The organism is Phocaeicola abscessus CCUG 55929 (assembly GCF_000312445.1).
Taxonomy (GTDB): domain Bacteria; phylum Bacteroidota; class Bacteroidia; order Bacteroidales; family Bacteroidaceae; genus Phocaeicola; species Phocaeicola abscessus.
The window spans coordinates 920,711-944,546 of the sequence record NZ_HE997182.1; the positions used below are offsets into that span (position 1 = coordinate 920,711).

The window sequence follows — 23,836 nt, forward strand, 5'->3', positions numbered from 1 at the left end:
TGTTAATGGACATTAAATAATTGTTTTTCTCCGTCTTGCTTTGGTGGCGATGTTTGTTTTATTCGTATTTAATAATAGTAGATAGGGGGAACCTCGAATATGAATCTTAATTACTAATAAAATGAAAAATAGAGATCGACCTTAAATAATTCTGGAAGAATTGATGCATGACAAAAAACAGGAGAGTAGCAGCAATTATTCTCCTGTAATAGCATGCTATCACCCTAATCACGAGCATTTGCGTAACAATTAGTAGTTAACCATTTTATTATTTCAAAAATATGAAAGAAAAGCTGCTTATCATGAAGTTCACACTGTTTTTTAGTTTTTTATTTGTATTTCAGGTATATGCGGAGAACATATATTCGCAAGCCTCCACAATTACCCTGAAACATGCTACGCTTACCTTAAGCGAACTTTTTTCGCAGATAGAGGATCAAACGGACTATTTGTTCATTTACGACGAGGATGATGTGGAACTCAATCAGCAAGTAAAAATCGATTCAGATAACAACACAGTTGCCGGTATTCTCGCCAAAGCCTTGCAAGAGAGTGAAATCGGCTATGTATTCAATAATAACTATATTTCTCTTTACAAGAAGCCGGCCGACGTGATCGCTGAGGTCCCGCAGCAATCGAAGAGACAGATTTCCGGAAAAATAGTCGACTCCATGGGAATGTCTATCATTGGAGCAAATATCCTCGAAAAAGGAACCACGAACGGGACTATTACCGACGTGGACGGAAACTTTACCTTGCATGTCTCCGACAACCCGACACTGGTTATTTCTTATATCGGATATACTACCGTTGAAATCAAACCCGGAAACCGGCAAACCGTAGATATCGTCCTGAAAGAAGATGCGGAATCGTTGGACGAAGTAGTGGTTGTAGGCTACGGAACGCAAAAGAAGGTCAATCTCACCGGATCGGTGTCTACGGTCAAATATAATAAGGAATTGGAGAACCGGCCGATTACGGATCCTTCCCAAGCGCTCTCGGGGAAAGTCTCCGGCGTATGGGCCAGTCAGAATTCCGGTGCTCCAGGTTCCGACGGGGCTACCATCCGGATTCGCGGATACGGCACGTTGAATAATACCGATCCTTTAATTCTGATCGACGGAATTGAAGGACGCATGTCGGACGTCAATCCGAATGATATCGCCTCGATGACGGTGTTGAAAGATGCGGCATCGGCGGCCATCTACGGTTCTCGTGCGGCGAATGGCGTAGTGCTGATCGAAACGAAAAAAGGAAGAGGAGAGACGGTCAGTATCAATTATAATGGCTATTTCGGCGTACAACAATTGGGACGCCGGTACGATCTGATCACCGACAGCCCGCACTATATGCAACTTTGGAACAAGGCCGTAACGAACGAAGGTGGCGATCCGTTATTCCCGCAAGAGGTGATCGATGCGTTTGCCTCGGGCAACGATCCTTATAAATATCCGAGCACGAATTATTTCGACGAAGTGTTTCGCAACTCTTTTACCACTCAGCACAATTTATCTGCTACCTTCGGCGGAAAGAAGTCGAACAGCTATATCTCGGTGGGATATTTGAAAAATAACGGAATCATAAAGAATACCGATTCCGAACGTTATAACCTCTCGCTAAACAGCGAGGCTAAAGTCAGCGATTGGTTGACATTGGGCGGGAGGGCCCGAGTGATGAGAACGGTTTCCAACCAGTCGTTCGTCGACTATGATGGCGGTTATGACTCCGGCATCGAACGGGTTTTCTATATGATCTCGAACGGACATCCGTTTTCTACTCCTTATTTACGGGACGGTAAAACCTACGGCGGTACGCAGGCTTTGTACCTGTCCGGTCCGAAAGCGGGATTACCTATTGTCGATACGCGGAATCCGTTCCCCGATTTGTATAACGGAAAGAACGAAACGACGACGAACTTCCTGAAAGGAAACGTATACGCCACCCTTCGTTTGTTCGAGGGGTTCACCTTAAGCACCCAATATAACGGGCAGTATTGGAGCAAGAATATCGATAATTACAATCAATTGGCGACTTGTTATACGGATCTGGACGGATCCAACCCGACTAAACCGTTGGATTATCCCTCTACCCTCGAAATTGCTCGAATAATAACCGACGAGTATTATTCGACGTTCTTCGCCAACCTGAATTATGATCGGGTATTTAACGATGTGCACGATTTAAGCGTTCTGCTGGGATATCAACAGGAAGAGATGACCAGCCGTTATACGAAAGCCAAGACTACGGATCCGTCGAAGGCAGATTTGCACCAGGTCGTTTCCGGTACGAAGAATCCTTTTGCCGACGGTAATAAATATCGCTGGAGGATGCTCTCCTGGTTCGGAAGAATCAATTATGCCTTGAAGGGAAAGTACTTGGCCGAAGTCAATTTGCGCGCCGATGCCTCTTCGCGTTTCGCCAAAGGACACCGTTGGGGCGTTTTCCCGTCTTTCTCAGCCGGATGGCGTTTGGGGGAAGAGGCTTTCATTAGAAATACCGGACTCTTCGATAATCTGAAAGTACGGGCCTCCTGGGGCAAATTGGGTAATCAGAATATCGGAAAATCGAGTAATGCCGATTATTTTCCTTATCTGACGGTAATTACGCAGGACTATGCCAACAGTTACAATTTTAACAACACTCTTTCTCCGGGAGCAGCGATCACGGCACTGGTCGATTCCGATATCACCTGGGAAACCACCACTTCCGCCGACGTAGGAATAGACATGGGCTTCCTGAATAATCGGCTGAATATCGAAGCCGACTATTTCCGACGTTTGACGACCGATATTATCGTGCAATTACCCATCCCTTCAGTTCTGGGTAATATGGGAGCACCGTTTGAAAACGTAGGAAAGATGAAGAATACCGGTTTGGAATTGAATCTGAATTGGCAAGACCGGAATAAGGCCTCGGGACTGGCGTACAGCATCGGAGCTAATCTGACGTACGTGAATAATAAAGTGACGAAGTTCCGAGGAGGAAAGTCTCCGGATCAATTGTTCCTGATTCGGGAGGGTTATTCGTATAAAACACTGTACGGCTTTATTCAGGAGGGAATTTATCAGACCGATGAAGAAGCGGCGACTCACATGAAGAATAACAGTTTTACCCCGAAAGCCGGTTATATTCGTTATAAGGATGTGAACGGCGACGGGAAATTGGATTATCAGGATAAACAGGAGATCGGAAATACCATCCCGAAATTTACTTATGGTATCAATGGCAGTCTTGCGTGGAAAGGATTCGATTTGAGTTTTCAATTTTCCGGCATTGCAGGAGTTCACGGCTATTTCCGTAACGACTGGACTGTCCCGTTGGGAGTTTCCGGAGGCGTCGTTACCAAGAAATGGGAAAATGCCTGGACACCGGAGAATAAGAACAACGAAATACCGATGATTACGCTCGATGCCGACTGGCATCGTCAGGAATCTTCGTTCTGGTCGTGCAATATGTCCTGGTTCAAACTGAAAAACGTGCAGTTGGGCTATGAAGTACCGACAAATATCGCCAAGAGCTTATTTCTGCAAAAGCTGTATATCTATTTGAATGCGACCGACGTGTTCACTATCGTAAGCGATCAATACGAGGGATTCGACCCCGAACGGGATACGTTCGACAGGGGCGACTATCATTATCCGATCCCTCGGGTATTTTCTCTCGGATTTAATTTGAGTTTTTGATGTTTCATCTGCTAAATGAATGAATAATGAAAAAAATAATGAACTATATCATGGTTGCGGCCGTCCTGACAGGATTGAACGCATGCGAAAGCTATTTAGATATATTGCCGGACGATAAGATTACGAGTGAAACATTCTGGACGTCGCCGGAGGATGCGACACTCGCCCTGAACGGAATATACAGCGTGCTGAGAAATAATTACGTGTACGGCTACGGAGGCGGTTACGACGCCTGCACGCCGAATGCTTATCAGTGGGCGCATTGGGAAGGTAAGCAGAAACAAGTCGGGAATGGGACGATCACATCCGGCATCGGAGGGATTGTGTCCAACCGATGGAAGTATTGTTTTGAAGGAATCTATCGGGCCAATTATTTTCTGGAAAATGTGGATAAGATTCCGAATATGAATACCGCCGCTAAGGAGGTGATGTTAGGAGAGGTTTATTTCTTGCGTGCTTTGTTCTACGATTTGTTGGTACGCTCTTACGGAGGAGTTCCTTTGATTCTGAAAACGATAACTCCGGAAGAGGGGCGGACCCTAAGTCGCGCTTCGGCCGATGATATCTGGAAACAGGTGCGTTCGGATTACGACGAGGCCATCAAACGTTTGCCGAAAGATTCTCCGGATAACGGAAGAGCTACGTTGGGAGCGGCCTTGGGGATGAAAATGAAGACGTACATGTATACCTCCGAATGGGAGAACGCGTTGACATATTGTGACAAGATAGACGAATTGAAGAAGTATCAACTTTTCCCAAGCTATCACGGCTTGTTCCAGTATGAAAACGAAGGGAATGCGGAGACACTCTTCGCCCTGAGTTTTATGGACGGTGTATTCAAGCAGGGAAGTATCTTCGACCGGTACTGGCAACCGCAAAATCTGAAGTACGGTATCGACGGTTCTAATTCAGTGGCGCCTACCCAGTTGTTGGTCGACGAGTATGAAACGTTGGACGGAAGCCTGGTCAATAAGGAAGAGCCGTATAAGAACCGGGACCCGCGTTTGGACTTTACCGTTTTGCGTCCGGGAGCTTACTTTCAAGGACAGCTCTATCCGACAGAGATCATGAACCATACGGGACAGAAGGTCGGTTTCGGAATCCGTAAATACACGATCGAGACCATGCCGGTGGTGGGTACCCAGTCTCCACTGGATTTTATGATTCTTCGCTATGGAGACGTCTTGTTATGCCGTGCCGAAACCATGATCGAGCTGGATAAGAACATCGACGGCGCCATCGATCTGATTAACCGTATCCGTACGGAACGTGAGGATGTGAAAATGCCGCTTGTTCCTAAAGGATTGAGCAAGGCCGAAGCCCGGAAAGTACTACGCCATGAACGTCGCATCGAACTGGCATTAGAAGGACAATTCTGGGATGATATCAAACGATGGAACGCCGGCCCCGAATATTATCCGTGTGACGTATACGGCGCACTGGGAGAGAAATTGGAAACGAAATTCCCGAACGGGTATGATTTGAAAAAAGATAATGTACTTCCGATTCCCGATAGCGAAATTTCTTTGAACAATAATTTGACGCAAAACTATGGATATTAAAAAGAAAATCGTATGAAATTATCACGTCGTTCTTTTTTAACTACAAGCGCTGCCGGCATAATGGCCGGTATGGGAATGTCTGGTATGGCGAAAGAGGGTGCATTCGGAACTTCTGATACGGTAACCGCAAGTGAACATGATTTGGCCGGGCGTTTGAAATTAGCGGTCTCGACTTATTCCTATTGGGGGTTCCGCGAACGGAAAGATTCGATAGAGTCTTGTATCCTGAAGGCTGCCGAGATGGGGATCGAGGGCGTGGATGTCTTACACCGTCAGATGGATAACGAAGACAACGCTTATGTGCAGAAACTGAAACAGTTGGCCTACCGGAATGGAGTGGCGTTGGTTTGCCTTTGTATTCATCAGGGATGGGTCAACCCCAATAAAGAGTATCGTCAGCGGATGGTAGATCATACGATCCGTTGTATCAATCTGGCTTATAAGATGGGTATTCCAGCTTTGCGGATCAATTCGGGAACGTGGGGAACCAGTGGTTCTTTCGATAACCTGATGAAAGCGCGCGGGATGGAAAAACCGATTGAAGGATATACCGAAAACGATGCGTTCGGATGGGTGGAAGATGCGATTTATAAGTGCTTGTCGGTAGCCGAAGAGTGTGGGGTAACGCTTGCTTTGGAAAACCACTGGGGAATTGCCGGTACGCCCGAAGGTATGCTTCGTATCAAAAATGATATCCATTCCGACTGGCTGAAATTATTGGTCGATACAGGCAATTTTCTCGAAGATCCTTACGACAAGTTGGCCCAAGTCTTGCCGGACGCGATTTTTATCTCTGCGAAGACTTATAATGGAGGCGGTACTTGGTATACGCTCGATTTGGATTACGACCGGATCATCAAGCAGATCTTCGATGTAGGATTCAGAGGCTATCTGACACTTGAGTTTGAAGGAAAAGAAAATCCCGACACGGCGGTTCCCTCCTGTATCAAGATGCTGAAAGGATACATCGATAAGTATTATACCAACTACATTGCTCGTTAGATGTTTTCACCGGAATATGAGTCGGAACGAAGCCGGCGGGTGTATGAAAAGCCATAACTCTTTCCTCCAGGGAAAGAGTTATGGCTTTTCTCTCCCCCGAGAGGAGGAGCAAGGGCAGGAAGACGAGCATGAATGTTCCGATTGTCAAACGTGTTACCGCTTCGTCTTGTTTTACTTAATCGCTCCTTATAAACTCAGTAAAATAAACGTGTGACATCGGCAAGATACTTTTGTTTTCTCCTTTAATAGGGGAGAATTTGTTTTAATTTCTAGTTTTTTTCGCGAAAAAAGTTTTGATTTTATTTGTTGACTATAAAATTATACATATCTTTGCGTCGTTTTAAAAGCAAATAGTCATGCAAGCGATAAATTCAAATATGTTGCTAACCGGCATTATTATTCTATTGATGAGGATCGATGGGAAGTGATTGTCGTGCATGATAAAGATTGAAAATGATAGTTCGAACCTCTTTCACTTCCCTGTGCGAGAGGTTTTTTATTAGATACAAGACTGTAATTATATAAATGGAAGACAATGAATGATAGATTGTTTATTTTCGATACCACTCTTCGGGATGGGGAACAAGTGCCTGGTTGCCAATTGAATACCGTAGAAAAGATTCAGGTAGCTAAACAGCTTGAAGCGCTCGGCGTAGACGTCATTGAGGCTGGTTTCCCGATTTCGAGTCCTGGGGATTTCAATTCGGTAGTCGAAATTTCGAAAGCCGTTACTTGGCCTGTGATTTGTGCGTTGACCCGTGCGGTAGAAAAAGATATCGATGTGGCGGCCGAATCCCTGAAATATGCCAAACGCAAACGTATTCACACGGGAATAGGCACCTCCGATTCCCATATCAAATATAAATTCAATGCTACGCGCGAAGAGATTATCGAGCGGGCTGTCGCCGCGGTGAAATACGCCAAGAGATATGTGGAAGATGTAGAATTCTATGCGGAGGATGCAGGCCGGACGGCGAATGAATATTTGGCCAGAGTGGTCGAGGCTGTCATAAAGGCCGGCGCTACCGTCGTAAACATCCCCGATACTACCGGTTATTGTCTACCTAATGAATACGGCACCAAGATCAACTATTTGATGGAGCATGTCGCAGGCATTGAAAAGGCGATAATTTCCACGCATTGCCATAACGATTTGGGCATGGCTACGGCTAATACGGTAAACGGGGTGTTAAATGGCGCAAGGCAGGTAGAGGTGACTGTCAACGGGATCGGCGAACGCGCAGGCAATACGTCGTTGGAAGAAATAGCCCTCATATTCAAATGTCATAAAGGGTTAGATATCCAGACCAATATCAATACTACTAAGATCTATCCGACGAGTCGAATGGTTTCCAGCTTGATGAATATGCCTGTTCAGCCGAACAAGGCCATTGTCGGACGGAATGCGTTTGCTCATTCGTCTGGCATTCACCAGGATGGCGTATTGAAGAATGTGCAGACATACGAGATCATTAATCCGATGGATGTGGGGATCGACGACAATGCGATCGTATTGACAGCGCGAAGTGGTCGGGCGGCATTGAAGTATCGGTTGCAGGTGCTTGGTGTCGAATTGAATCAGGACAAGTTGGATAAAGTGTATCAGGAATTCCTGAAATTGGCCGATAAGAAGAAAGAGATCAATGACGATGATATCCTGGTGTTGGCGGGAGCGGACAGATCGGTCAACCATCATATCAAGATCGATTATCTTCAGGTGACGAGCGGTATCGGTGTACATTCCGTGGCGAGTCTCGGTTTAAATATTTCGGGCGAACATTTTGAGGCCGCAGCCTCGGGGAACGGGCCGGTGGATGCTGCGATTAATGCGTTGAAAAAAATCATTGATCGGAAGATGACTTTGAAAGAATTTACCATCCAAGCCATCAGCAAGGGTAGCGATGACATGGGGAAGGTGCACATGCAAGTAGAGTACGACGGGCACGAATATTACGGTTTCGGTGCGAATACGGATATCATAGCGGCCTCGGTCGAAGCCTATATCGATTGTATCAATAAGTTTAAAGGATAAGAAAATGGCCAATACGTTATTTGATAAAATATGGGATGCTCATGTCGTGCAACTGATAGAGGATGGCCCTACGCAACTTTATATCGATCGGCTGTATTGTCATGAGGTCACTTCTCCGCAGGCTTTTGCCGGCTTGCGCGCCAGGGGGTTGAAATGTTTCCGTCCTCGACGAATCTTTTGTATACCCGATCATAATATACCGACTCACGATCAGCATGAAACCATTGCCGATCCGATTTCTAAAATACAGGTCGATACGTTGGAGAAAAATGCAAGCGATTTCGGATTGAATTATTTCGGTATGATGCACCCTAAGAACGGCATCATCCATGTGGTGGGCCCGGAAGAAGGATTGACGCTACCGGGAATGACCATCGTTTGCGGCGATTCGCATACTTCGACTCACGGCGCCGTAGGGGCTGTCGCTTTCGGTATCGGTACCAGTGAGGTGGAAATGGTGCTTGCATCCCAATGCATCTTGCAGGCAAAACCCCGAACGATGCGTATGACCGTTGACGGCGAATTGGGCAAAGGCGTGACGGCAAAAGATATGGCGTTGTATATGATGATGAAAATGACTACCGGAGGTGCTACCGGTTATTTCGTCGAATATGCTGGCTCCGCAGTCCGCAGTTTGACGATGGAAGGTCGGTTGACCCTGTGTAATTTGAGTATTGAGATGGGAGCCCGTGGCGGCATGATCGCTCCGGACGAAACGACTTTCGCTTATCTGAAAGGACGCGAATACGCTCCCAAAGGCGAAGTCTGGGACAAAGCCGTCGCTTATTGGAAAACGTTGAAGAGTACGGAGGATGCGATCTTCGATAAAGAAGTGATCTTCCGGGCCGAAGATATTCAGCCCATGATTACGTACGGCACGAATCCGGGAATGGGAATCGGGATAACGGATGCCATCCCGACGGATAACACTTCAGCTTCTTTCGCCAAATCGTTGAATTACATGGGCTTTAAACCCGGAGAGAAATTATTGGGGAAAAAGATTGATTATGTCTTTTTAGGTGCATGTACCAATGGTAGAATCGAAGATTTCCGCATATTCGCTTCCATGGTGAAGGGAAAGAAAAAGGCTGCGGACGTGGTGGCCTGGTTGGTTCCAGGATCGTGGATGGTCAAACGACAGATCGAAGCCGAGGGATTGGATGAAATACTGCACGAGTCGGGATTCGAAATTCGTCAGCCGGGATGTTCGGCATGCTTGGCTATGAACGACGACAAAATACCTGCCGGGAAATATGCCGTTTCTACTAGCAATAGGAATTTCGAAGGCCGACAGGGACCCGGATCGAGAACGATGTTGGCCAGTCCGCTTGTGGCCGCCGCCGCTGCCATTACCGGTAGAATTACCGATCCGAGAGATTTAATATAATCTGTTGTAAAAAATAGAGTGATGAAGCAAAAATTCGAGGTAATAATCAGTACGTGCGTACCTCTCCCTTTGGAAAATGTAGATACCGACCAGATTATACCGGCACGTTTTTTAAAAGCTACTACGCGGGATGAAAAATTTTTCGGTGATAATTTATTCCGCGATTGGAGGTATCACCCGGATGGTTCGATAAACAGGAAGTTCGTATTGAATGACCCCACATACGGGGGAGAAATCTTGGTCGCCGGCAAGAACTTCGGTTCAGGATCGAGCCGCGAGCATGCGGCGTGGGCCATTGCGGGCTACGGATTCAGGGTGGTTATCTCCAGTTTCTTCGCCGATATACATAAAAATAATGAGTTGAACAATTTCGTGCTTCCCGTAGTCGTCAGCGAAGAATTCTTGCGGGAGTTGTTTCGGTCGATCAGCGCTGATCCTAAGACAGAAGTGGAAGTGAATCTCCCCGCTCAGACGGTTACAAACAAGGCGACGGGACGGAGTGAAAAGTTCGAGATCAATGCTTATAAGAAACATTGCCTAATGAACGGATTGGACGATATCGACTTCTTATTGAGCCATAAAGATAAAATAGAATCATGGGAAAACAAACAGGTGTCCAAATAGAAATTATGGATACGACGTTGCGCGACGGAGAGCAGACCAGCGGCGTATCGTTCGTCCCTCATGAAAAATTAGTCATTGCCAGACATTTGCTTGAAGACTTGAACGTCGATCGCATCGAAGTAGGGTCAGCCAGGGTTTCCGAAGGCGAATTCGAAGCTGCTAAAATCATCGCCTCATGGGCTTCGCAGCATAAGCTGTTGAATCGGGTGGAAGTTTTGGGATTTGTCGACGGACATACGTCGGTAGATTGGATTTACGATTCCGGTTGTCGTGTCATCAACTTGTTGTGCAAGGGTTCTTTGAAACATTGTGTTTATCAGTTGGGAAAAACGCCCGAACAGCATATCCGCGATATTTGCGAGGTGCTCCGCTATGCCGAAGGAAAAGGAGTGGCTGTGAATGTCTACCTGGAAGATTGGAGCAGCGGTATGAAGGATTCGCCGGAATTTGTCTATCAGATGATGGATGCCTTGCAGCGAACGAATATCAAACGTTTTATGTTGCCGGACACGTTGGGCATACTTAACCCCTTGCAGGTAATAGAGTACATGCGGAAAATGAAAAAACGCTATCCGGACGTCTTTTTCGATTTTCACGCGCACAATGATTACGATTTGGCTGTGAGCAACGTCTTGGCTGCGGTCTTGAGCGGAGTGCGCGGCCTTCACACTACCATTAACGGACTGGGCGAACGTGCGGGGAACGCTCCCTTGGCCAGCGTGCAGGCTATCTTGAAAGATCAGTTCAATGCGATTACCAACATCAATGAAGATCGGTTGTACGATGTGAGTCGCGTCGTCGAATCGTATTCGGCCATACAGGTGCCCGTAAACAAACCTATCGTCGGCGAGAATGTATTTACACAAGTGGCAGGCGTCCATGCCGACGGGGATAATAAGGATAATTTGTATTGCAATAATTTGGTTCCCGAACGATTCGGACGTAAACGGGAATACGCTTTGGGAAAGACTAGTGGCAAAGCCAATATCATGCGCAATATAGAAGATATAGGGATGAAGCTCGATGAAGAAACGATGCGAAAAGTGACCGAACGAATCGTGGAATTGGGCGATAAGAAAGAAGTGGTCACGAAGGAGGACTTGCCGTATATCGTTGCCGATGTGACGGGACTCGGAACCTCCGAACATTCCGTCTCTTTGAAGAGTTACGTCATTTCTTCGGCTCAGGGATTGAGCCCGACGGCTACGGTCAAGATCGAGATTTCCGGAAAGGAATACGAAGCCATGTCGAACGGCGATGGGCAATACGATGCTTTTGTCCGGGCGGTGCGAAAGGTTTATAGAGATTCGTTGTGCAGGACATTCCCCGTTTTGGTGGACTATACGGTCAATATCCCGAAGGGTGGCCGGACGGATGCTTTCGTTCGCACCATCATTACGTGGAGCTTCGACGGAAAGATATTCCGTACTCGTGGGCTCGATGCTGACCAGACGGTGGCCGCGATGAAGGCGACGATTAAAATGCTCAATATGATTGAAAAAGATTATGAAAAAGTAGCCTGAAAGAAGGCTATCCTACGGATTATTGCGTATTATTGCGAGAAAAAGAAATAATTGATTTAGGTATGAATTTAAAAATAGCAGTGTTGCCGGGCGACGGTATCGGACCCGAGATTTCTGCGCAGGGCGTGGAGGTGATGAGTGCCGTATGCGAGAAATTCGGACATACGCCGGAATATGCGTATGCCGTTTGTGGGGCCGATGCCATCGACAAGACGGGGGATCCTTTCCCCGAAGAAACCTTCCAGACGTGTAAAAATGCCGACGCCGTATTGTTCTCGGCCGTAGGCGATCCGAAATTCGATAATGATCCCACGGCGAAAGTGCGCCCCGAGCAAGGCTTGTTGGCCATGCGCAAGAGGTTGGGGCTGTTTGCCAATATCCGTCCGGTTCAGACCTTCAAGTGTTTGATTCATAAATCTCCGCTTCGCGCCGAATTGGTGGAGCATGCCGACTTCGTCTGCATTCGTGAATTGACGGGAGGAATGTATTTCGGTACGAAGTATCAGGACAATGAGAAAGCTTACGATACCAACCTCTACACGCGTCCGGAGATAGAACGTATTCTGAAAGTCGGCTTCGAATATGCGATGAAGCGACGCAGGCATCTCACGGTGGTCGATAAGGCGAATGTGTTGGCATCGAGCCGCCTGTGGCGGAAAATCGCCCAGGAAATGGTTCCGGACTATCCGGAGGTGAAAACTGATTTCATGTTCGTCGATAATGCCGCTATGCGTATGATTCAGGAACCGACGTTCTTCGACGTGATGGTTACCGAGAATACGTTCGGTGATATCCTGACCGACGAAGGTTCCGTGATCAGTGGCTCGATGGGTTTGCTGCCTTCCGCTTCCACGGGCGAAGGCACTCCCGTATTCGAACCTGTGCACGGATCGTGGCCGCAGGCGAAAGGGCAAAACATTGCAAATCCTTTGGCACAGATACTCTCTGTGGCCATGCTTTTCGAATACTTCGATCTGAAAGCGGAAGGCTTGCTTGTTCGGAAAGCGGTCGACGCTTCGTTGGACGCCCGGGTCCGTACACCGGAGATTCAAGTGGAAGGCGTCGCTACCTATGGAACGAAGGAAGTGGGAGCGTGGATTGTCGATTATATCCGAAAAGCCTGAGACGGATGAAACGGATCGGCGGCATACTCGTTTTCTTGTTTCTCGGCGCCTCGATGAGTGCGCAGACCTATCGGGAATTGGCGCTGAGGGCTATCGAAGCAGCCCGAGGCGATAGCCTCGAGCGGGCCGAATACCTGTTAAAAAAAGCATTGGAAACAGATCCGAGCAACCCGCTCAACGCGATGCTGTTTGCAAACCTCGGAACCGTCGAACGCCGTCTCGGGAAATCGGACGAGGCCATCGACGCGTATTCCTTGGCTCTGAATAGCCTCCCTTTGTCCGTACCCGTCTTATTGGACAGGGCCTCTCTGTATTTGGAGAAAAATAGTTACGAAAAGGCTTATATCGACTATTGCAACGTGCTCGACGTAGACCGCAAGAATGAGGAGGCCTTGCTGTACAGAGCCTATATCTATGCGACGAGGCGGAATTATAAAGAGGCTCGTATCGATTACAATACCTTATTGCAAAAGAACCCCGATCACAAGATGGGACGAATGGGACTGGCCGTTCTTAACCAAAAAGAAGGACGTCTTCACGAAGCATTGGAGGAGTTCAACCAGCTGATAACCAGTTATTCGAACGACATCGCTCTGCTAAAAGCTCGAGCGAACTTGGAATTGGAAATGAATACGCCGGCTATGGCACTTTTGGACGTGGAGTCGGTATTGAAGATCGATCGAAAGGATGCTGACGCTTACCTGTTGCTCGGAGACATCCTCTTGCGGCTGAAAAGGAAGAAAGATGCCTACGCCGCCTTTGAAAAAGCCGTGACCTTCGGAATCCCGCGACCGGAAATCCAAGACCGATTGAAGGCGAGTCGTTGAAGGCTGAATTCTCCGTTGCCTTTGCTACGTTAGTTAAAGCGTTCTTTTCGTTCGTGTTGATACCTGCTGAGATGCTCGAAGCCTTCCATAATATCTGTTTATTCTTTCTTTCGGGTATGATGGATATCAGATCTAAATTAGAATCATATAAAATTTAAAATAAGTAAAAATAGTTGCACAAAATAAAAACATTTATCAAATTTGTCAACACGAAAAACTCTTATACATAACCAAACAAACATATAACCAATGGATAAACAGGAAAGAATAGAAAGTAATCAGGTGAAAATACCCAAGAAAAGGCCCTATAACCTGAGAGAGAAAAAAGAAAAAAGTGCTGCATACAGATCTTTGATAAGGGCGGAGTTAGCCGATGCGCTTTACGATAAGATTTTGAATCTCATCGTGGTTCAAAAGAAATACAGGGATCCGAATTTCTCGGCTAAAGATTTGGCAAAAGAGTTAAAAACGAATACGCGTTATTTGTCGGCAGTGGTTAATTCCCGCTTCGGGGAAAATTATTCTTGCTTGTTGAACGAATACAGAATAAAAGAGGCTCAGCACATGTTGGTGGATAAACGGTACGCAGATAAAAACATAGAAGACATTGCATCGATGGTGGGTTTTGCTAATCGTCAGTCTTTCTATGCGGCTTTTTACAAGAATATGGGTGAAACGCCGAACGGTTTCCGGAAAAAGCATAGAAAATAAAAAGTCGATTCATAAAACGAAGAGGTATCAGGAGACGGTGTCTTTGCTGAGAGGGATTGTTTTGTGTCTTTCGGCAGCTCCTGTGAGCATCGACGGAGTTTTTTTAAAAAATGGGTATTTGTGATGGACAACGGTTCTTTTCGACATTCTGACGAACGGTTTGCGGATATACAGTTATTGCGTTACCAGGTACCGGATTTTGAAAACTTGTCGCTGAGGCAGAAACAGCTGATCTATTTCCTCTCCGAAGCGGCTTTGGAAGGGCGTGATATCCTTTACGACCAGAACGGGAAGTATAATCTCCGGATTCGCAGCATGTTGGAAGCGGTCTATACGGATTATCGAGGAGATCGCGAAGATTCGGAATTCGTCCAACTCGTTGTTTACTTGAAACGGGTTTGGTTTGCTAACGGCATTCATCATCATTATGCCGCAGATAAGTTCATTCCTCGTTTTTCGCCCGAGTTTTTCCGTGCCGCCTTGAAAAGCGTGGATCGGACGAAATTGCCTTTGGCCGATGACCAAACAGTAGATCAGTTGTGCGATGATATTTTTCCGGTCGTTTTCGATCCGACAGTTCTGCCTAAACGGGTCAACCAGGCGGATGGAACGGATTTGGTGCTTACTTCGGCCGCCAATTATTACGAAGGTGTCACGCAGCAGGAAGCGGAAGATTTTTATAAGCAGTTGAAAGACCCGACCGATGAAACGCCCGTGATGTATGGGCTGAACAGCAGACTGGTGAAGAGAGACGGAAAGATTTTCGAACGGATTTGGAAGTCGGGAGGCTTGTACGGAACGGCTATCGATAAGATTGTCTCTTGGTTGGAAAAAGCGAAAGAGGTAACCGATACGGCGGAACAAGCGACGGTGATCGATACGCTGATAGCGTTCTATCGAACAGGTGATCTGAAAACGTTCGATACGTATGCCATCCGCTGGGTGAACGAATTGCATGCGAGGGTCGATTTTACCAACGGGTTCATCGAGACTTATGGCGATCCGTTGGGCCTGAAGGCCAGTTGGGAAGCCATTGTCGATTTCAAAGACCTGGAAGCCACACACCGCACCGAAGTGTTGAGTGCTAATGCCCAGTGGTTTGAAGACCATTCGCCGGTGGATAAGCGGTTTCGGAAATCGACGGTGAAGGGCGTCTCGGCCAAAGTCGTTACGGCCGCCATCTTGGGCGGCGACCTGTATCCGTCCACGGCGATAGGAATCAACCTGCCCAATTCCAACTGGATTCGAAGCGTTCACGGATCGAAGTCGATCACCGTCGGAAATCTGACGGAGGCCTATAATAAGGCGGCCCGAGGAAATGGGTTCCGGGAAGAGTTTGTCGTTAGCGAAGAGGAACTGGAACGGATCAACCGTTATGCGGATACGACGGACGATCTCCACACCGATTTGCACGAATGTTTGGGACATGGGTCGGGGCGATTGGCCCCCGGTGTCGACCCGGACGCCTTGAAAGCTTACGGAGCCACTGTCGAAGAAGCGCGCGCCGACTTGTTCGGACTTTATTATTTGGCGGACGAAAAACTGTTTGAATTGGGATTGACGCCGGACAAGGAAGCTTATAAGGCGCATTATTATACCTATCTGATGAATGGACTGATGACTCAGCTGGTTCGGATCGAATTAGGAAAAAAGGTGGAGGAAGCGCACATGCGAAACCGCCAGTTGATCGCTCGCTGGGTCTACGAACAGGGAAAGTCGGATAAGGTGGTAGAGATGATCGAAAGAGATGGGAAGACCTATGTGAAGATCCATGATTACGAAAAGCTTCGATTGCTGTTCGGCCGCCTGTTGGCCGAAATACAACGTATAAAAAGCGAAGGCGATTTCGAAGGAGCCAGAAGATTGGTCGAAGATTACGGCGTAAAGGTCGATCCGATCTTGCACAAACAGGTGTTGGAACGGTACGAAAAGCTCCGTCTGGCTCCTTACAAGGGATTTATCAATCCGGTCTACGAAGCGGTGAAAGACGGCGAAGGAAATATAACGGACATTACCGTTTCGTACGAGGAGAGATATGCTGAACAGATGCTGCGGTACAGTCGGCAGTATGCCAATTTGCCTTATATCAACGATTAGATGGATACGTGCGAAGTGATTAAGGATATAAAAGGGCAGTTTCGGCTATATATGAACGGAGCCGCCTCGAAAAGTATGCGAGAGAAAGGGCTCGGTTATAAAATCAATTGGGGAATCGAACTTCCCCGTCTGAAAGAGATCGCATCCAAGTACGAGAAGAATCATGCGGTAGCCCAGGAATTGTGGAAAGAGAATATCCGCGAATGCAAGATCCTGGCCGGACTCCTTCAGCCCGTCGATACGTTCTGCGAGCAGCTGGCGGATAATTGGGCGGAAGAGATGCCCAATCCGGAGATCGCTCAGCTGACTTGCCTGAATCTTTTTCAGTATTTGCCCTATGCCTCGCAGAAAGCTTTTCAGTGGATGGCCGATGAACGGGAATACGTCGAACTTTGCGGCTTCTCATTGATCGCCAGGCTATTGATGAAGGGGAATAAATTGAATGAAAGAGCCCAAGAGGAGTTTCTCGATCAAGCCTTGGCGGCCCTTGAAGAGGATAAGCTACTCATTCGGCAGGCGGTGGCGAACGCTCTTCGCAAGTACGGAGAACAGGGAGAAGAGAACCGGAAAAGATTGATCGGGCTGTTGATTCCCTTATCGAATTCGGAGAATCCGGAAGTAAAGGCTGTGACCGACGAAATAAAATCCGATATGGAATATTCCTTTTAATCCTTTCTGTTTCTGTAAAAAAAGACTAACTTTGGAACCTGAACAAGAAATAAGGCATGGAAGAGAACGTAAAAGAGACGGTCAGGCAGATGCTGACCGAGTATTTGCAAACCAACGGGCATCGAAAGACACCGGAACGATATGCCATACTCGACATGATTTACTCCGTCAAAGGCCATTTCGATATCGATACGCTCTATCACCGGATGGCCGAAAAAGGAAAGTTTCGCGTCAGTCGCGCTACGCTTTACAATACCATTATCTTGTTGCTCGATGCCAAGCTTGTCCTCAAGCATCGGTTTGGCATAACCTCGCAGTATGAACGGGCTTATAAAAACGAAACGCACCATCATATGATCTGTACCGTCTGCGGGAAAGTAACGGAATTCGAGGATAATTCGTTGAAACAGGCTATTGCCAATACCAAACTGAAGAAATTCACCGCCATGCACTATTCGCTCTATATATACGGAATTTGCAGCAAGTGCGTATGGAACAAACGTCATAAAAAAAAGAATAATAAAATTGAATGAAGTGATGAAAGTAGATGTCTTGTTAGGTTTACAATGGGGCGACGAGGGAAAGGGAAAAGTCGTCGATGTCTTGACTCCGCATTATGATGTCATCGCTCGTTTTCAGGGCGGTCCGAATGCGGGACATACGCTCGAGTTCGAAGGGCAGAAATATGTATTACGCTCCATCCCGTCAGGAATTTTCCAGGGCGACAAGATAAACATTATAGGTAATGGGGTGGTTCTCGATCCGGCTTTGTTCATGGATGAGGCCAAGGCTTTGGAAGCGAGCGGCCACGCGTTGAAGGAACGTTTGCATATCTCTAAGAAAGCACATCTCATTTTACCGACGCACCGCATTCTCGACCGGGCTTACGAGGCTGCCAAGGGGAAAGGAAAAGTCGGCACTACCGGAAAAGGTATCGGACCGACGTATACCGATAAGGTCAGCCGTAACGGCTTGAGAGTAGGAGATATTCTGAATCGGTTCGAAGCGAAATACGCCCAGACCAAGGCACGCCACGAGGCTATCTTGAAGAGCTTGGATTTTGAATATGATATTACTGATGCCGAGAAAACGTGGTTCGAAGGAATCGAATACATGAAACAGTTCCGTTTGGTAGACAGCGAGCACGAAATCGATCACCTGCTGAAACAGGGCAAGACCGTCCTCTGTGAAGGCGCTCAGGGAACCATGCTCGATGTGGACTTCGGTTCTTATCCGTTTGTTACTTCCTCAAACACTGTTTGTGCGGGAGCTTGCACGGGCTTGGGGGTTTCTCCGCATGCCATCGGCGACGTATTCGGCATTATCAAAGCATACTGTACCCGGGTTGGTGCAGGACCGTTCCCGACAGAGCTGTTCGATGCAACCGGTCGGAAGATTCGGGACCTGGGCCATGAGTATGGGGCTGTCACGGGACGTGAGCGCCGCTGCGGTTGGATTGATCTGGTCGCTTTGAAGTACGCTGTCATGATCAACGGCGTGACGAAATTGATTATGATGAAGAGCGACGTCCTCGACGATTTTGAAACGATTAAGGCTTGTATCGCATATAAGATGCCCGATGGAGAAGAGGTCGAGTACTTCCCGTTCGAGATAGAAGGGGTAGAACCCGTCTATGTGGAGATGCCGGGTTGGAAGGCCGACCTGAGCAGGATGACGAACGAGGACGAGTTCCCCGAAGAATTCAATGCCTATATTTCGTTCTTGGAAGAAGAATTGGAAACTCCTATCCAGATCATCTCGGTCGGTCCGGATCGGGCACAAACGATCGTTCGTTATCAGGATTAATCCTGGGGCAAAGTGAACGTCGTTTCATCCCGCCTCTTTCTGGTAAGTACACTGTGAAACATAATTCGGCACTTACTTGCCTCGCCCTCGAAACGGGAAACGGGTCAGCACACTGCTCAACAGTAAGCTAACCCGTCTTCGTTGCGGAGGCCTGACTCGAACAGACGACCTTTGGGTTATGAGCCCAACGAGCTACCAACTGCTCCACTCCGCGATATTTTTATCGGTGAGTGCAAAGGTACATCTTTTTGTTGAACTTGCAAATAATTCGCCCAAGTTTTTTGTAATGGAGCCGTATTTTGTTTCCAAGAGATTGATTATTAGCAGTCGTGAGAGATGTTAAATCGCAAATCATATTATTTGGTTCTTTTTATTGTGTAGATTCGAAAAATGATGTAATTTTGCATATAGAAAATCTTTGTCGCAATCAGTTTCAATATGGCAGTATCAAAAACCAGACTGAAGTTGGTCGACGTCGCTCGTCAATTGTTTGCGAAAAAAGGAGTGGACAATACGACCATGAACGACATCGCCGTGGCTTCCAAGAAAGGAAGACGCACGCTCTACACGTATTTCAAGAGCAAAGAAGCGATCTACTCGGCCGTCGTCGAATCGGAATTGGAAAAACTTTACGACGCCATGGAGGAGGTGGCAAACGAAGCCATCGACCCCGACGAGAAAATCATGAAACTGATCAAGACTCACCTCGATACCATCAAGTTGGTGGTGTATCGAAACGGAACGCTCCGGGCAGGATTCTTCCGAAACATATGGCGCGTGGAAGCCATCCGAAAGAATTTCGACGACAAGGAGATGAAGCTCTTCAACCGGATCCTTACCGAAGGAAAGGAGAGAGGGCTCTTCGATATAGCCAACGTGGAGGTGATAACCAGCATCATTCACTATTGCGTGAAGGGAATCGAGGTGCCGTATATCCGCGATAAGATAGCGGAAGATATTCCGGACGAAACCGCTTGGTCCTATGTGACCAAGATTGTGTTCGCTGCCTTGGGGCGGAAGCCGGAAACAGGCGATGACACTATTAATGACATAAAAATTTGAATAAGATGGGTTTATTGACAGGGAAGACGGCATTGATTACCGGCGCCGCCCGCGGCATCGGAAAAGCCATCGCACTGAAGTTCGCTTCGGAAGGTGCGGATATTGCGTTTACAGACCTCGTAATCGACGAGGAACACGGCGGAGCGGCCACGGAAAGAGAAATATCCGCCTTGGGCGTGAAAGTGAAAGGCTATGCTTCCAATGCAGCGAACTTTGCCGAGACGGAAGAAGTCGTCCATCGAGTGAAAGCCGATTTCGGCACGATCGATATCTTGGTGAACAATGCCGGCATTACCAAAGACGGGTTGATGCTGAAGATGACCGAAGCTCAATGGGATGCGGTGATTGCGGTCAACTTGAAATCTGCTTTTAACTTCATTCATGCCTGTACGCCGATCATGATGCGCCAAAAAGGAGGCTCGATCATCAACATGTCGTCGGTGGTCGGGATTCACGGTAATGCCAGCCAATGCAACTACGCCGCGTCGAAAGCCGGCCTGATCGCCTTGGCGAAAAGCATCGCTCAGGAAATGGGACGGAAAGGGCTGCGCGCCAATGCGATCGCTCCGGGATTTATCGATACTCCCATGACGGAAGCGCTCCCCGACGAGGTGCGCAAGGAGTGGATCGAGAGGATTCCCTTGCGCCGAGGTGGTACCGTAGAGGATATTGCCAATGTGGCGGCCTTCCTGGCATCCGACATGTCGTCTTACATTTCCGGACAGGTGATTCAGGTAGATGGCGGGATGAATATGTAAGGGGTACATGACCGTCGTTTACGAAGACAATCACATGCTGATCGTCGATAAAGCCGCTTCTGAAATCGTTCAGGGAGACAAGACCGGAGATACGCCTTTATCGGAAACGGTAAAGACGTATTTGAAAGCGAAGTACGCCAAACCGGGTAACGTGTTCGTGGGAGTGGTCCATCGTTTAGACCGGCCGGTGAGCGGCTTGGTTCTCTTCGCGAAGACGAGCAAAGCGCTTTCGCGGCTCAATGAAATGTTCCGCAACGGCGAGGTGCAAAAGACTTATTGGGCGATAGTGAAGAATCGCCCTGACGAACAGGAAGCGGATGTGGTTCATTACTTGGTGCGTAACGAGAAACAAAACAAAAGCTATGCTTATGACGAAGAAGTGCCGCGCTCGAAGAAAGCGATACTGCACTATAAGGTCGTCGGGCGCTCGAAAAATTATTATTTGCTCGAGGTGAATCTGATGACCGGACGGCATCATCAAATCCGTTGCCAGCTGGCGAAGATCGGCTGCCCCATCCGAGGAGACCTCAAATACGGCGCTCTCCGTTCCAATCCGGACGGAAGCATTGGCCTCCATGCCCGAAGCATGACGTTCGTCCATCCCGTGTCGAAGAAAACGATAGCCGTAACGGCTCCCGTTCCCGCAGGGACGCTGTGGAACGGCTTCGTCGGGGAGAGTCCGTGAATTCAGTCTCTGGCTCGATAGTAGAGGACGGAACCGTTTTCGCGACCGAAAGCTTCCCTCGCTACTCGTCGGAGTTGTTTCGGCGTGATTTTCCGATACTTCGTTACCTCCTCGTCGATGTCCTCCGCCTTCCCTATCAGTTCGTGGTAAGCGAGGCTGGTCGCCACGTTCAGGTAATTCAGGTTATGGAATATCTGATGGCTTTCGTACTTGTTCTTCACCTTTTCCAGTTCCGTTTCGTCGACGTCGTCGTTTTGCAGCAGCGCCAGTTCATCGCGGACGGCTGCTTCCGCCTCTTCCAAAGAGATGCCTTGGGCGGGTTTCCCGTAAATGACGAACAGGCCGGCGTCGATACTTCCGGAGACGTATGCGTCGACCGAATTGAATAGACGTTTCTCTTTGATCAGATGCCGATGTAGCCGGCTCGACTTCCCGTTGCTCAACAGATCGCTTAAAGCGTCGTAGACATAATAATCGGGATGTAGCCGGGCACATTGATGGAAGGCCATGTACAGGGCGTCCGAGGGGACGGGCCGTTCTACCGTCAGCCTCCGTTCTGCAGTTTGCGGAGGCTCGTCGGGCAAGCGTCGTGTGCGAACGGCGCGCCTCTCGATCGGGCCGAACCATTTTTCCGTCAAGGCGACGACCTCTTCGAACGCAATATGGCCGGTCACCGACAGGATGGCATTGTTGGGGGCATAGAAGCGGAAAAAGAAGTCCTTTACCTCTTCCATCCCGGCCCGGGCGATATGGCTGAGCTCCTTCCCTATGGCAGGCCAGCGATAGGGATGAACCTGATACGCTAAAGCCCGAAGCAGGTGGGAGGCGTCGCCGTAGGGCTGATTCGAGCAGCGTTGCTTGAATTCTTCCATCACCACTTGGCGTTGCACCTCCAGGCTCTCGGGGCTGAAGCTCAAGGAGAGCATCCGGTCGCTTTCCAACCAGAAGCCGGTCTCTACGTTCTGTTTGGGAAGCGTAAGATAGTAATTGGTCAGATCGTTGTTCGTCCAGGCGTTGCTCTCGCCGCACGCATACTGGACAGGCTTGTCGTAGTCGGGGATATGGACGCTGCCGCCGAACATCAGATGCTCGAACAGGTGAGCGAAGCCGGTATGCTCGGGATCTTCGTCCCTTGCCCCCACGTCGTAAAGGAGATTCAGCGCCACCATTTGCGTAGAGTCGTCTTCTTCGTGGACGAGACGCAACCCGTTGTCCAAGGTGTGTCGATTGACCCGTATCATTCGATGAGCGTCGCTTTCAGAATGCGTACGTCGGTCAGGGGACGGTCGGCCTTGTTCGTTCTGGAGCTTTCGATCTTTTCGATGGTGTCCATGCCTTTGACGACTTCCCCGAAGACGGTGTACGATCCGTCCAGGTGAGGAGCTCCCCCGACGGTAGTGTAGGCCTGGAGCTGTGCCGGAGTGAATTTGAAATACCCTTCTTTTTTCAGTTGCCGGTGAGCTCGGCTCTCCAACGAATCCTGCAACCGGAGCAGCCGGGCCTGATCGCCCGCCCGCCGCAGCTTGTCGATCTCTTTCGCTTCTCGATGCGCCAACTCGTTGAAAATCGCTCCTTTGCGCTGCTCGTTGAGCTGGCCTTCCAGGTTGAGCAACTGATCCTGTGTGAACGTCCTTCCCGTCACGATATAGAACTGACATCCCGACGAGGCTTTCGCCGGATTGACTTCATCGCCCTGCCGGGCCGCTGCCAAGGCGCCGCGCCGATGAAAATACTTGACCGGCATAAATTCGGCGGAGACGGTGTAGCCTACCTCTCCATTTCCCAAGGAGGCGGTGTCGGAAGCCGTTTTGCTTTCGGGGTCGCCCGCCTGAATCATGAAATTCCGGATCACCCGATGGAAGAGCGTACTGTCGTAAAACTCTTCCTTAACCAGCTTGATAAAGTTATCGCGATGTTTGGAAGTCTCGTCGTACAATGCGACGGTAAAATTACCGGCCGTCGTTTCGAATTTCACTAACGTACGTTTTTCGTTCATATCTTTGGAAGATTGGGTTGAGCCGGCACCACAGGCCGTTAAAGCCGCGAGAGCCAGCGTTAAGCATAATTCGTTCAATCTCATACAGATCAACTGATTTCGTGATTTAGTCCTCAAAGTTACACAAAAAACGTTTCTCGCAAAAGATCCGCTCGTATTTTCAATTTGTTTCGGTGTCGATTTGTTTCCGTCGGTCTCCTGTGCCCGCCCCTTCGGCGGTATCCTTTGCCGCTTGAAGCGGGTTGCAGAATGTGTCGACGGTTACGTCGGATCGTTATGATACCGGGG

Annotated in this window: 19 protein-coding genes and 1 tRNA gene; 17 read left to right on the forward strand and 3 right to left on the reverse strand. The window is 48.4% G+C overall.

The annotated features are described in order from the left end of the window. Positions 1-302 precede the first annotated feature (302 nt). The 14 genes from BN102_RS03685 to BN102_RS03755 all read left to right on the forward strand — a co-directional run bounded on the left by BN102_RS03685 (position 303) and on the right by BN102_RS03755 (position 19,047). Positions 303-3,683 (forward strand): TonB-dependent receptor, encoded by a 3,381-nt coding sequence (locus BN102_RS03685; RefSeq protein WP_036787202.1) that lies wholly within the window; start codon positions 303-305, stop codon positions 3,681-3,683. A 26-nt stretch (positions 3,684-3,709) separates the two neighbouring features. Beyond that, positions 3,710-5,245: a RagB/SusD family nutrient uptake outer membrane protein gene (locus BN102_RS03690; protein ID WP_019207739.1), complete on the forward strand. Its 1,536-nt coding sequence runs from the start codon at positions 3,710-3,712 to the stop codon at positions 5,243-5,245. A 12-nt stretch (positions 5,246-5,257) separates the two neighbouring features. After that, positions 5,258-6,247 carry a sugar phosphate isomerase/epimerase family protein gene (locus BN102_RS03695; protein ID WP_021312262.1) on the forward strand — a complete coding sequence of 330 codons (990 nt, stop codon included), beginning with the start codon at positions 5,258-5,260 and terminating at the stop codon, positions 6,245-6,247. 535 nt (positions 6,248-6,782) lie between these two features. After that, on the forward strand, positions 6,783-8,279 hold the full coding sequence (locus BN102_RS03705; protein WP_021312224.1) for a 2-isopropylmalate synthase: 1,497 nt from the start codon (positions 6,783-6,785) through the stop codon (positions 8,277-8,279). 4 nt (positions 8,280-8,283) lie between these two features. Beyond that, positions 8,284-9,666: a 3-isopropylmalate dehydratase large subunit gene (gene leuC / locus BN102_RS03710; protein WP_019207743.1), complete on the forward strand. Its 1,383-nt coding sequence runs from the start codon at positions 8,284-8,286 to the stop codon at positions 9,664-9,666. A 21-nt stretch (positions 9,667-9,687) separates the two neighbouring features. Continuing rightward, entirely contained in the window at positions 9,688-10,290 is a 603-nt protein-coding gene (gene leuD / locus BN102_RS03715; RefSeq protein ID WP_019207744.1) for a 3-isopropylmalate dehydratase small subunit, read from the forward strand. Further along, positions 10,263-11,813: a hydroxymethylglutaryl-CoA lyase-like TIM-barrel protein gene (locus BN102_RS03720; RefSeq protein ID WP_019207745.1), complete on the forward strand. Its 1,551-nt coding sequence runs from the start codon at positions 10,263-10,265 to the stop codon at positions 11,811-11,813. The genes leuD and BN102_RS03720 overlap by 28 nt, the downstream gene beginning before the upstream one ends. Positions 11,814-11,875: 62 nt before the next feature. Further along, complete coding sequence (gene leuB, locus BN102_RS03725) at positions 11,876-12,937, forward strand: 3-isopropylmalate dehydrogenase (protein ID WP_019207746.1); 1,062 nt, start codon at positions 11,876-11,878, stop codon at positions 12,935-12,937. A 5-nt stretch (positions 12,938-12,942) separates the two neighbouring features. Then, positions 12,943-13,764 carry a tetratricopeptide repeat protein gene (locus BN102_RS03730; RefSeq protein ID WP_019207747.1) on the forward strand — a complete coding sequence of 274 codons (822 nt, stop codon included), beginning with the start codon at positions 12,943-12,945 and terminating at the stop codon, positions 13,762-13,764. 249 nt (positions 13,765-14,013) lie between these two features. Further along, positions 14,014-14,475, forward strand: a complete 462-nt coding sequence (locus BN102_RS03735) for a helix-turn-helix domain-containing protein (protein WP_019207748.1) — start codon at positions 14,014-14,016, stop codon at positions 14,473-14,475. Between the two features lie 123 nt (positions 14,476-14,598). After that, complete coding sequence (locus BN102_RS03740) at positions 14,599-16,572, forward strand: dipeptidyl-peptidase 3 family protein (RefSeq protein WP_019207749.1); 1,974 nt, start codon at positions 14,599-14,601, stop codon at positions 16,570-16,572. After that, positions 16,573-17,241 (forward strand): DNA alkylation repair protein, encoded by a 669-nt coding sequence (locus tag BN102_RS03745; RefSeq protein WP_019207750.1) that lies wholly within the window; start codon positions 16,573-16,575, stop codon positions 17,239-17,241. It abuts the gene before it with no gap. A 56-nt stretch (positions 17,242-17,297) separates the two neighbouring features. Next, positions 17,298-17,774, forward strand: coding sequence for a Fur family transcriptional regulator (locus BN102_RS03750; protein ID WP_019207751.1), 477 nt, complete (start codon positions 17,298-17,300; stop codon positions 17,772-17,774). Positions 17,775-17,778: 4 nt separating this feature from the next. Next, entirely contained in the window at positions 17,779-19,047 is a 1,269-nt protein-coding gene (locus tag BN102_RS03755) for an adenylosuccinate synthase (RefSeq protein WP_019207752.1), read from the forward strand. A gap of 141 nt (positions 19,048-19,188) precedes the next feature. On the opposite strand, the gene BN102_RS03760 is transcribed toward BN102_RS03755, so the two are convergent. Beyond that, positions 19,189-19,261, reverse strand: a tRNA-Met gene (locus BN102_RS03760). 224 nt (positions 19,262-19,485) lie between these two features. Here BN102_RS03760 and BN102_RS03765 point away from each other — a divergent pair. Genes BN102_RS03765 through BN102_RS03775 form a run of 3 tightly spaced genes read left to right on the forward strand, consistent with a single transcriptional unit; the run spans position 19,486 to position 21,552 of the window. Continuing rightward, entirely contained in the window at positions 19,486-20,109 is a 624-nt protein-coding gene (locus tag BN102_RS03765) for a TetR/AcrR family transcriptional regulator (protein ID WP_019207753.1), read from the forward strand. 5 nt (positions 20,110-20,114) lie between these two features. Then, entirely contained in the window at positions 20,115-20,867 is a 753-nt protein-coding gene (gene fabG / locus BN102_RS03770) for a 3-oxoacyl-[acyl-carrier-protein] reductase (protein ID WP_019207754.1), read from the forward strand. Between the two features lie 7 nt (positions 20,868-20,874). Beyond that, the gene (locus BN102_RS03775; protein ID WP_019207755.1) at positions 20,875-21,552 is read left to right on the forward strand and encodes an RluA family pseudouridine synthase; all 678 of its coding nucleotides are present in this window, start codon (positions 20,875-20,877) and stop codon (positions 21,550-21,552) included. 2 nt (positions 21,553-21,554) lie between these two features. Here the strand turns inward: BN102_RS03775 and BN102_RS03780 are convergent, their stop codons facing one another. Both BN102_RS03780 and BN102_RS03785 read right to left on the reverse strand, forming a co-directional pair. Beyond that, on the reverse strand, positions 21,555-22,793 hold the full coding sequence (locus BN102_RS03780) for a M16 family metallopeptidase (protein ID WP_019207756.1): 1,239 nt from the start codon (positions 22,791-22,793) through the stop codon (positions 21,555-21,557). Continuing rightward, entirely contained in the window at positions 22,790-23,632 is an 843-nt protein-coding gene (locus BN102_RS03785; RefSeq protein WP_019207757.1) for a peptidylprolyl isomerase, read from the reverse strand. Before BN102_RS03785 ends, BN102_RS03780 begins: the two co-directional genes overlap by 4 nt. Positions 23,633-23,836 lie beyond the last annotated feature (204 nt).

Bases quoted from the DNA above. Each gene is read 5' to 3' on its own strand.
- leuB (WP_019207746.1), top strand. From the start codon at position 11,876: ATGAATTTAAAAATAGCAGTGTTGCCGGGCGACGGTATCGGACCCGAG.
- BN102_RS03690 (WP_019207739.1), top strand. From the start codon at position 3,710: ATGAAAAAAATAATGAACTATATCATGGTTGCGGCCGTCCTGACAGGA.
- BN102_RS03735 (WP_019207748.1), top strand. From the start codon at position 14,014: ATGGATAAACAGGAAAGAATAGAAAGTAATCAGGTGAAAATACCCAAG.
- BN102_RS03695 (WP_021312262.1), top strand. From the start codon at position 5,258: ATGAAATTATCACGTCGTTCTTTTTTAACTACAAGCGCTGCCGGCATA.
- BN102_RS03740 (WP_019207749.1), top strand. From the start codon at position 14,599: ATGGACAACGGTTCTTTTCGACATTCTGACGAACGGTTTGCGGATATA.
- BN102_RS03705 (WP_021312224.1), top strand. From the start codon at position 6,783: ATGAATGATAGATTGTTTATTTTCGATACCACTCTTCGGGATGGGGAA.
- BN102_RS03765 (WP_019207753.1), top strand. From the start codon at position 19,486: ATGGCAGTATCAAAAACCAGACTGAAGTTGGTCGACGTCGCTCGTCAA.
- BN102_RS03730 (WP_019207747.1), top strand. From the start codon at position 12,943: ATGAAACGGATCGGCGGCATACTCGTTTTCTTGTTTCTCGGCGCCTCG.
- BN102_RS03755 (WP_019207752.1), top strand. From the start codon at position 17,779: ATGAAAGTAGATGTCTTGTTAGGTTTACAATGGGGCGACGAGGGAAAG.
- leuC (WP_019207743.1), top strand. From the start codon at position 8,284: ATGGCCAATACGTTATTTGATAAAATATGGGATGCTCATGTCGTGCAA.
- BN102_RS03780 (WP_019207756.1), bottom strand. From the start codon at position 22,793: ATGATACGGGTCAATCGACACACCTTGGACAACGGGTTGCGTCTCGTC.
- BN102_RS03750 (WP_019207751.1), top strand. From the start codon at position 17,298: ATGGAAGAGAACGTAAAAGAGACGGTCAGGCAGATGCTGACCGAGTAT.
- leuD (WP_019207744.1), top strand. From the start codon at position 9,688: ATGAAGCAAAAATTCGAGGTAATAATCAGTACGTGCGTACCTCTCCCT.
- BN102_RS03685 (WP_036787202.1), top strand. From the start codon at position 303: ATGAAGTTCACACTGTTTTTTAGTTTTTTATTTGTATTTCAGGTATAT.
- BN102_RS03720 (WP_019207745.1), top strand. From the start codon at position 10,263: ATGGGAAAACAAACAGGTGTCCAAATAGAAATTATGGATACGACGTTG.
- BN102_RS03785 (WP_019207757.1), bottom strand. From the start codon at position 23,632: ATGAGATTGAACGAATTATGCTTAACGCTGGCTCTCGCGGCTTTAACG.
- BN102_RS03775 (WP_019207755.1), top strand. From the start codon at position 20,875: ATGACCGTCGTTTACGAAGACAATCACATGCTGATCGTCGATAAAGCC.
- fabG (WP_019207754.1), top strand. From the start codon at position 20,115: ATGGGTTTATTGACAGGGAAGACGGCATTGATTACCGGCGCCGCCCGC.
- BN102_RS03745 (WP_019207750.1), top strand. From the start codon at position 16,573: ATGGATACGTGCGAAGTGATTAAGGATATAAAAGGGCAGTTTCGGCTA.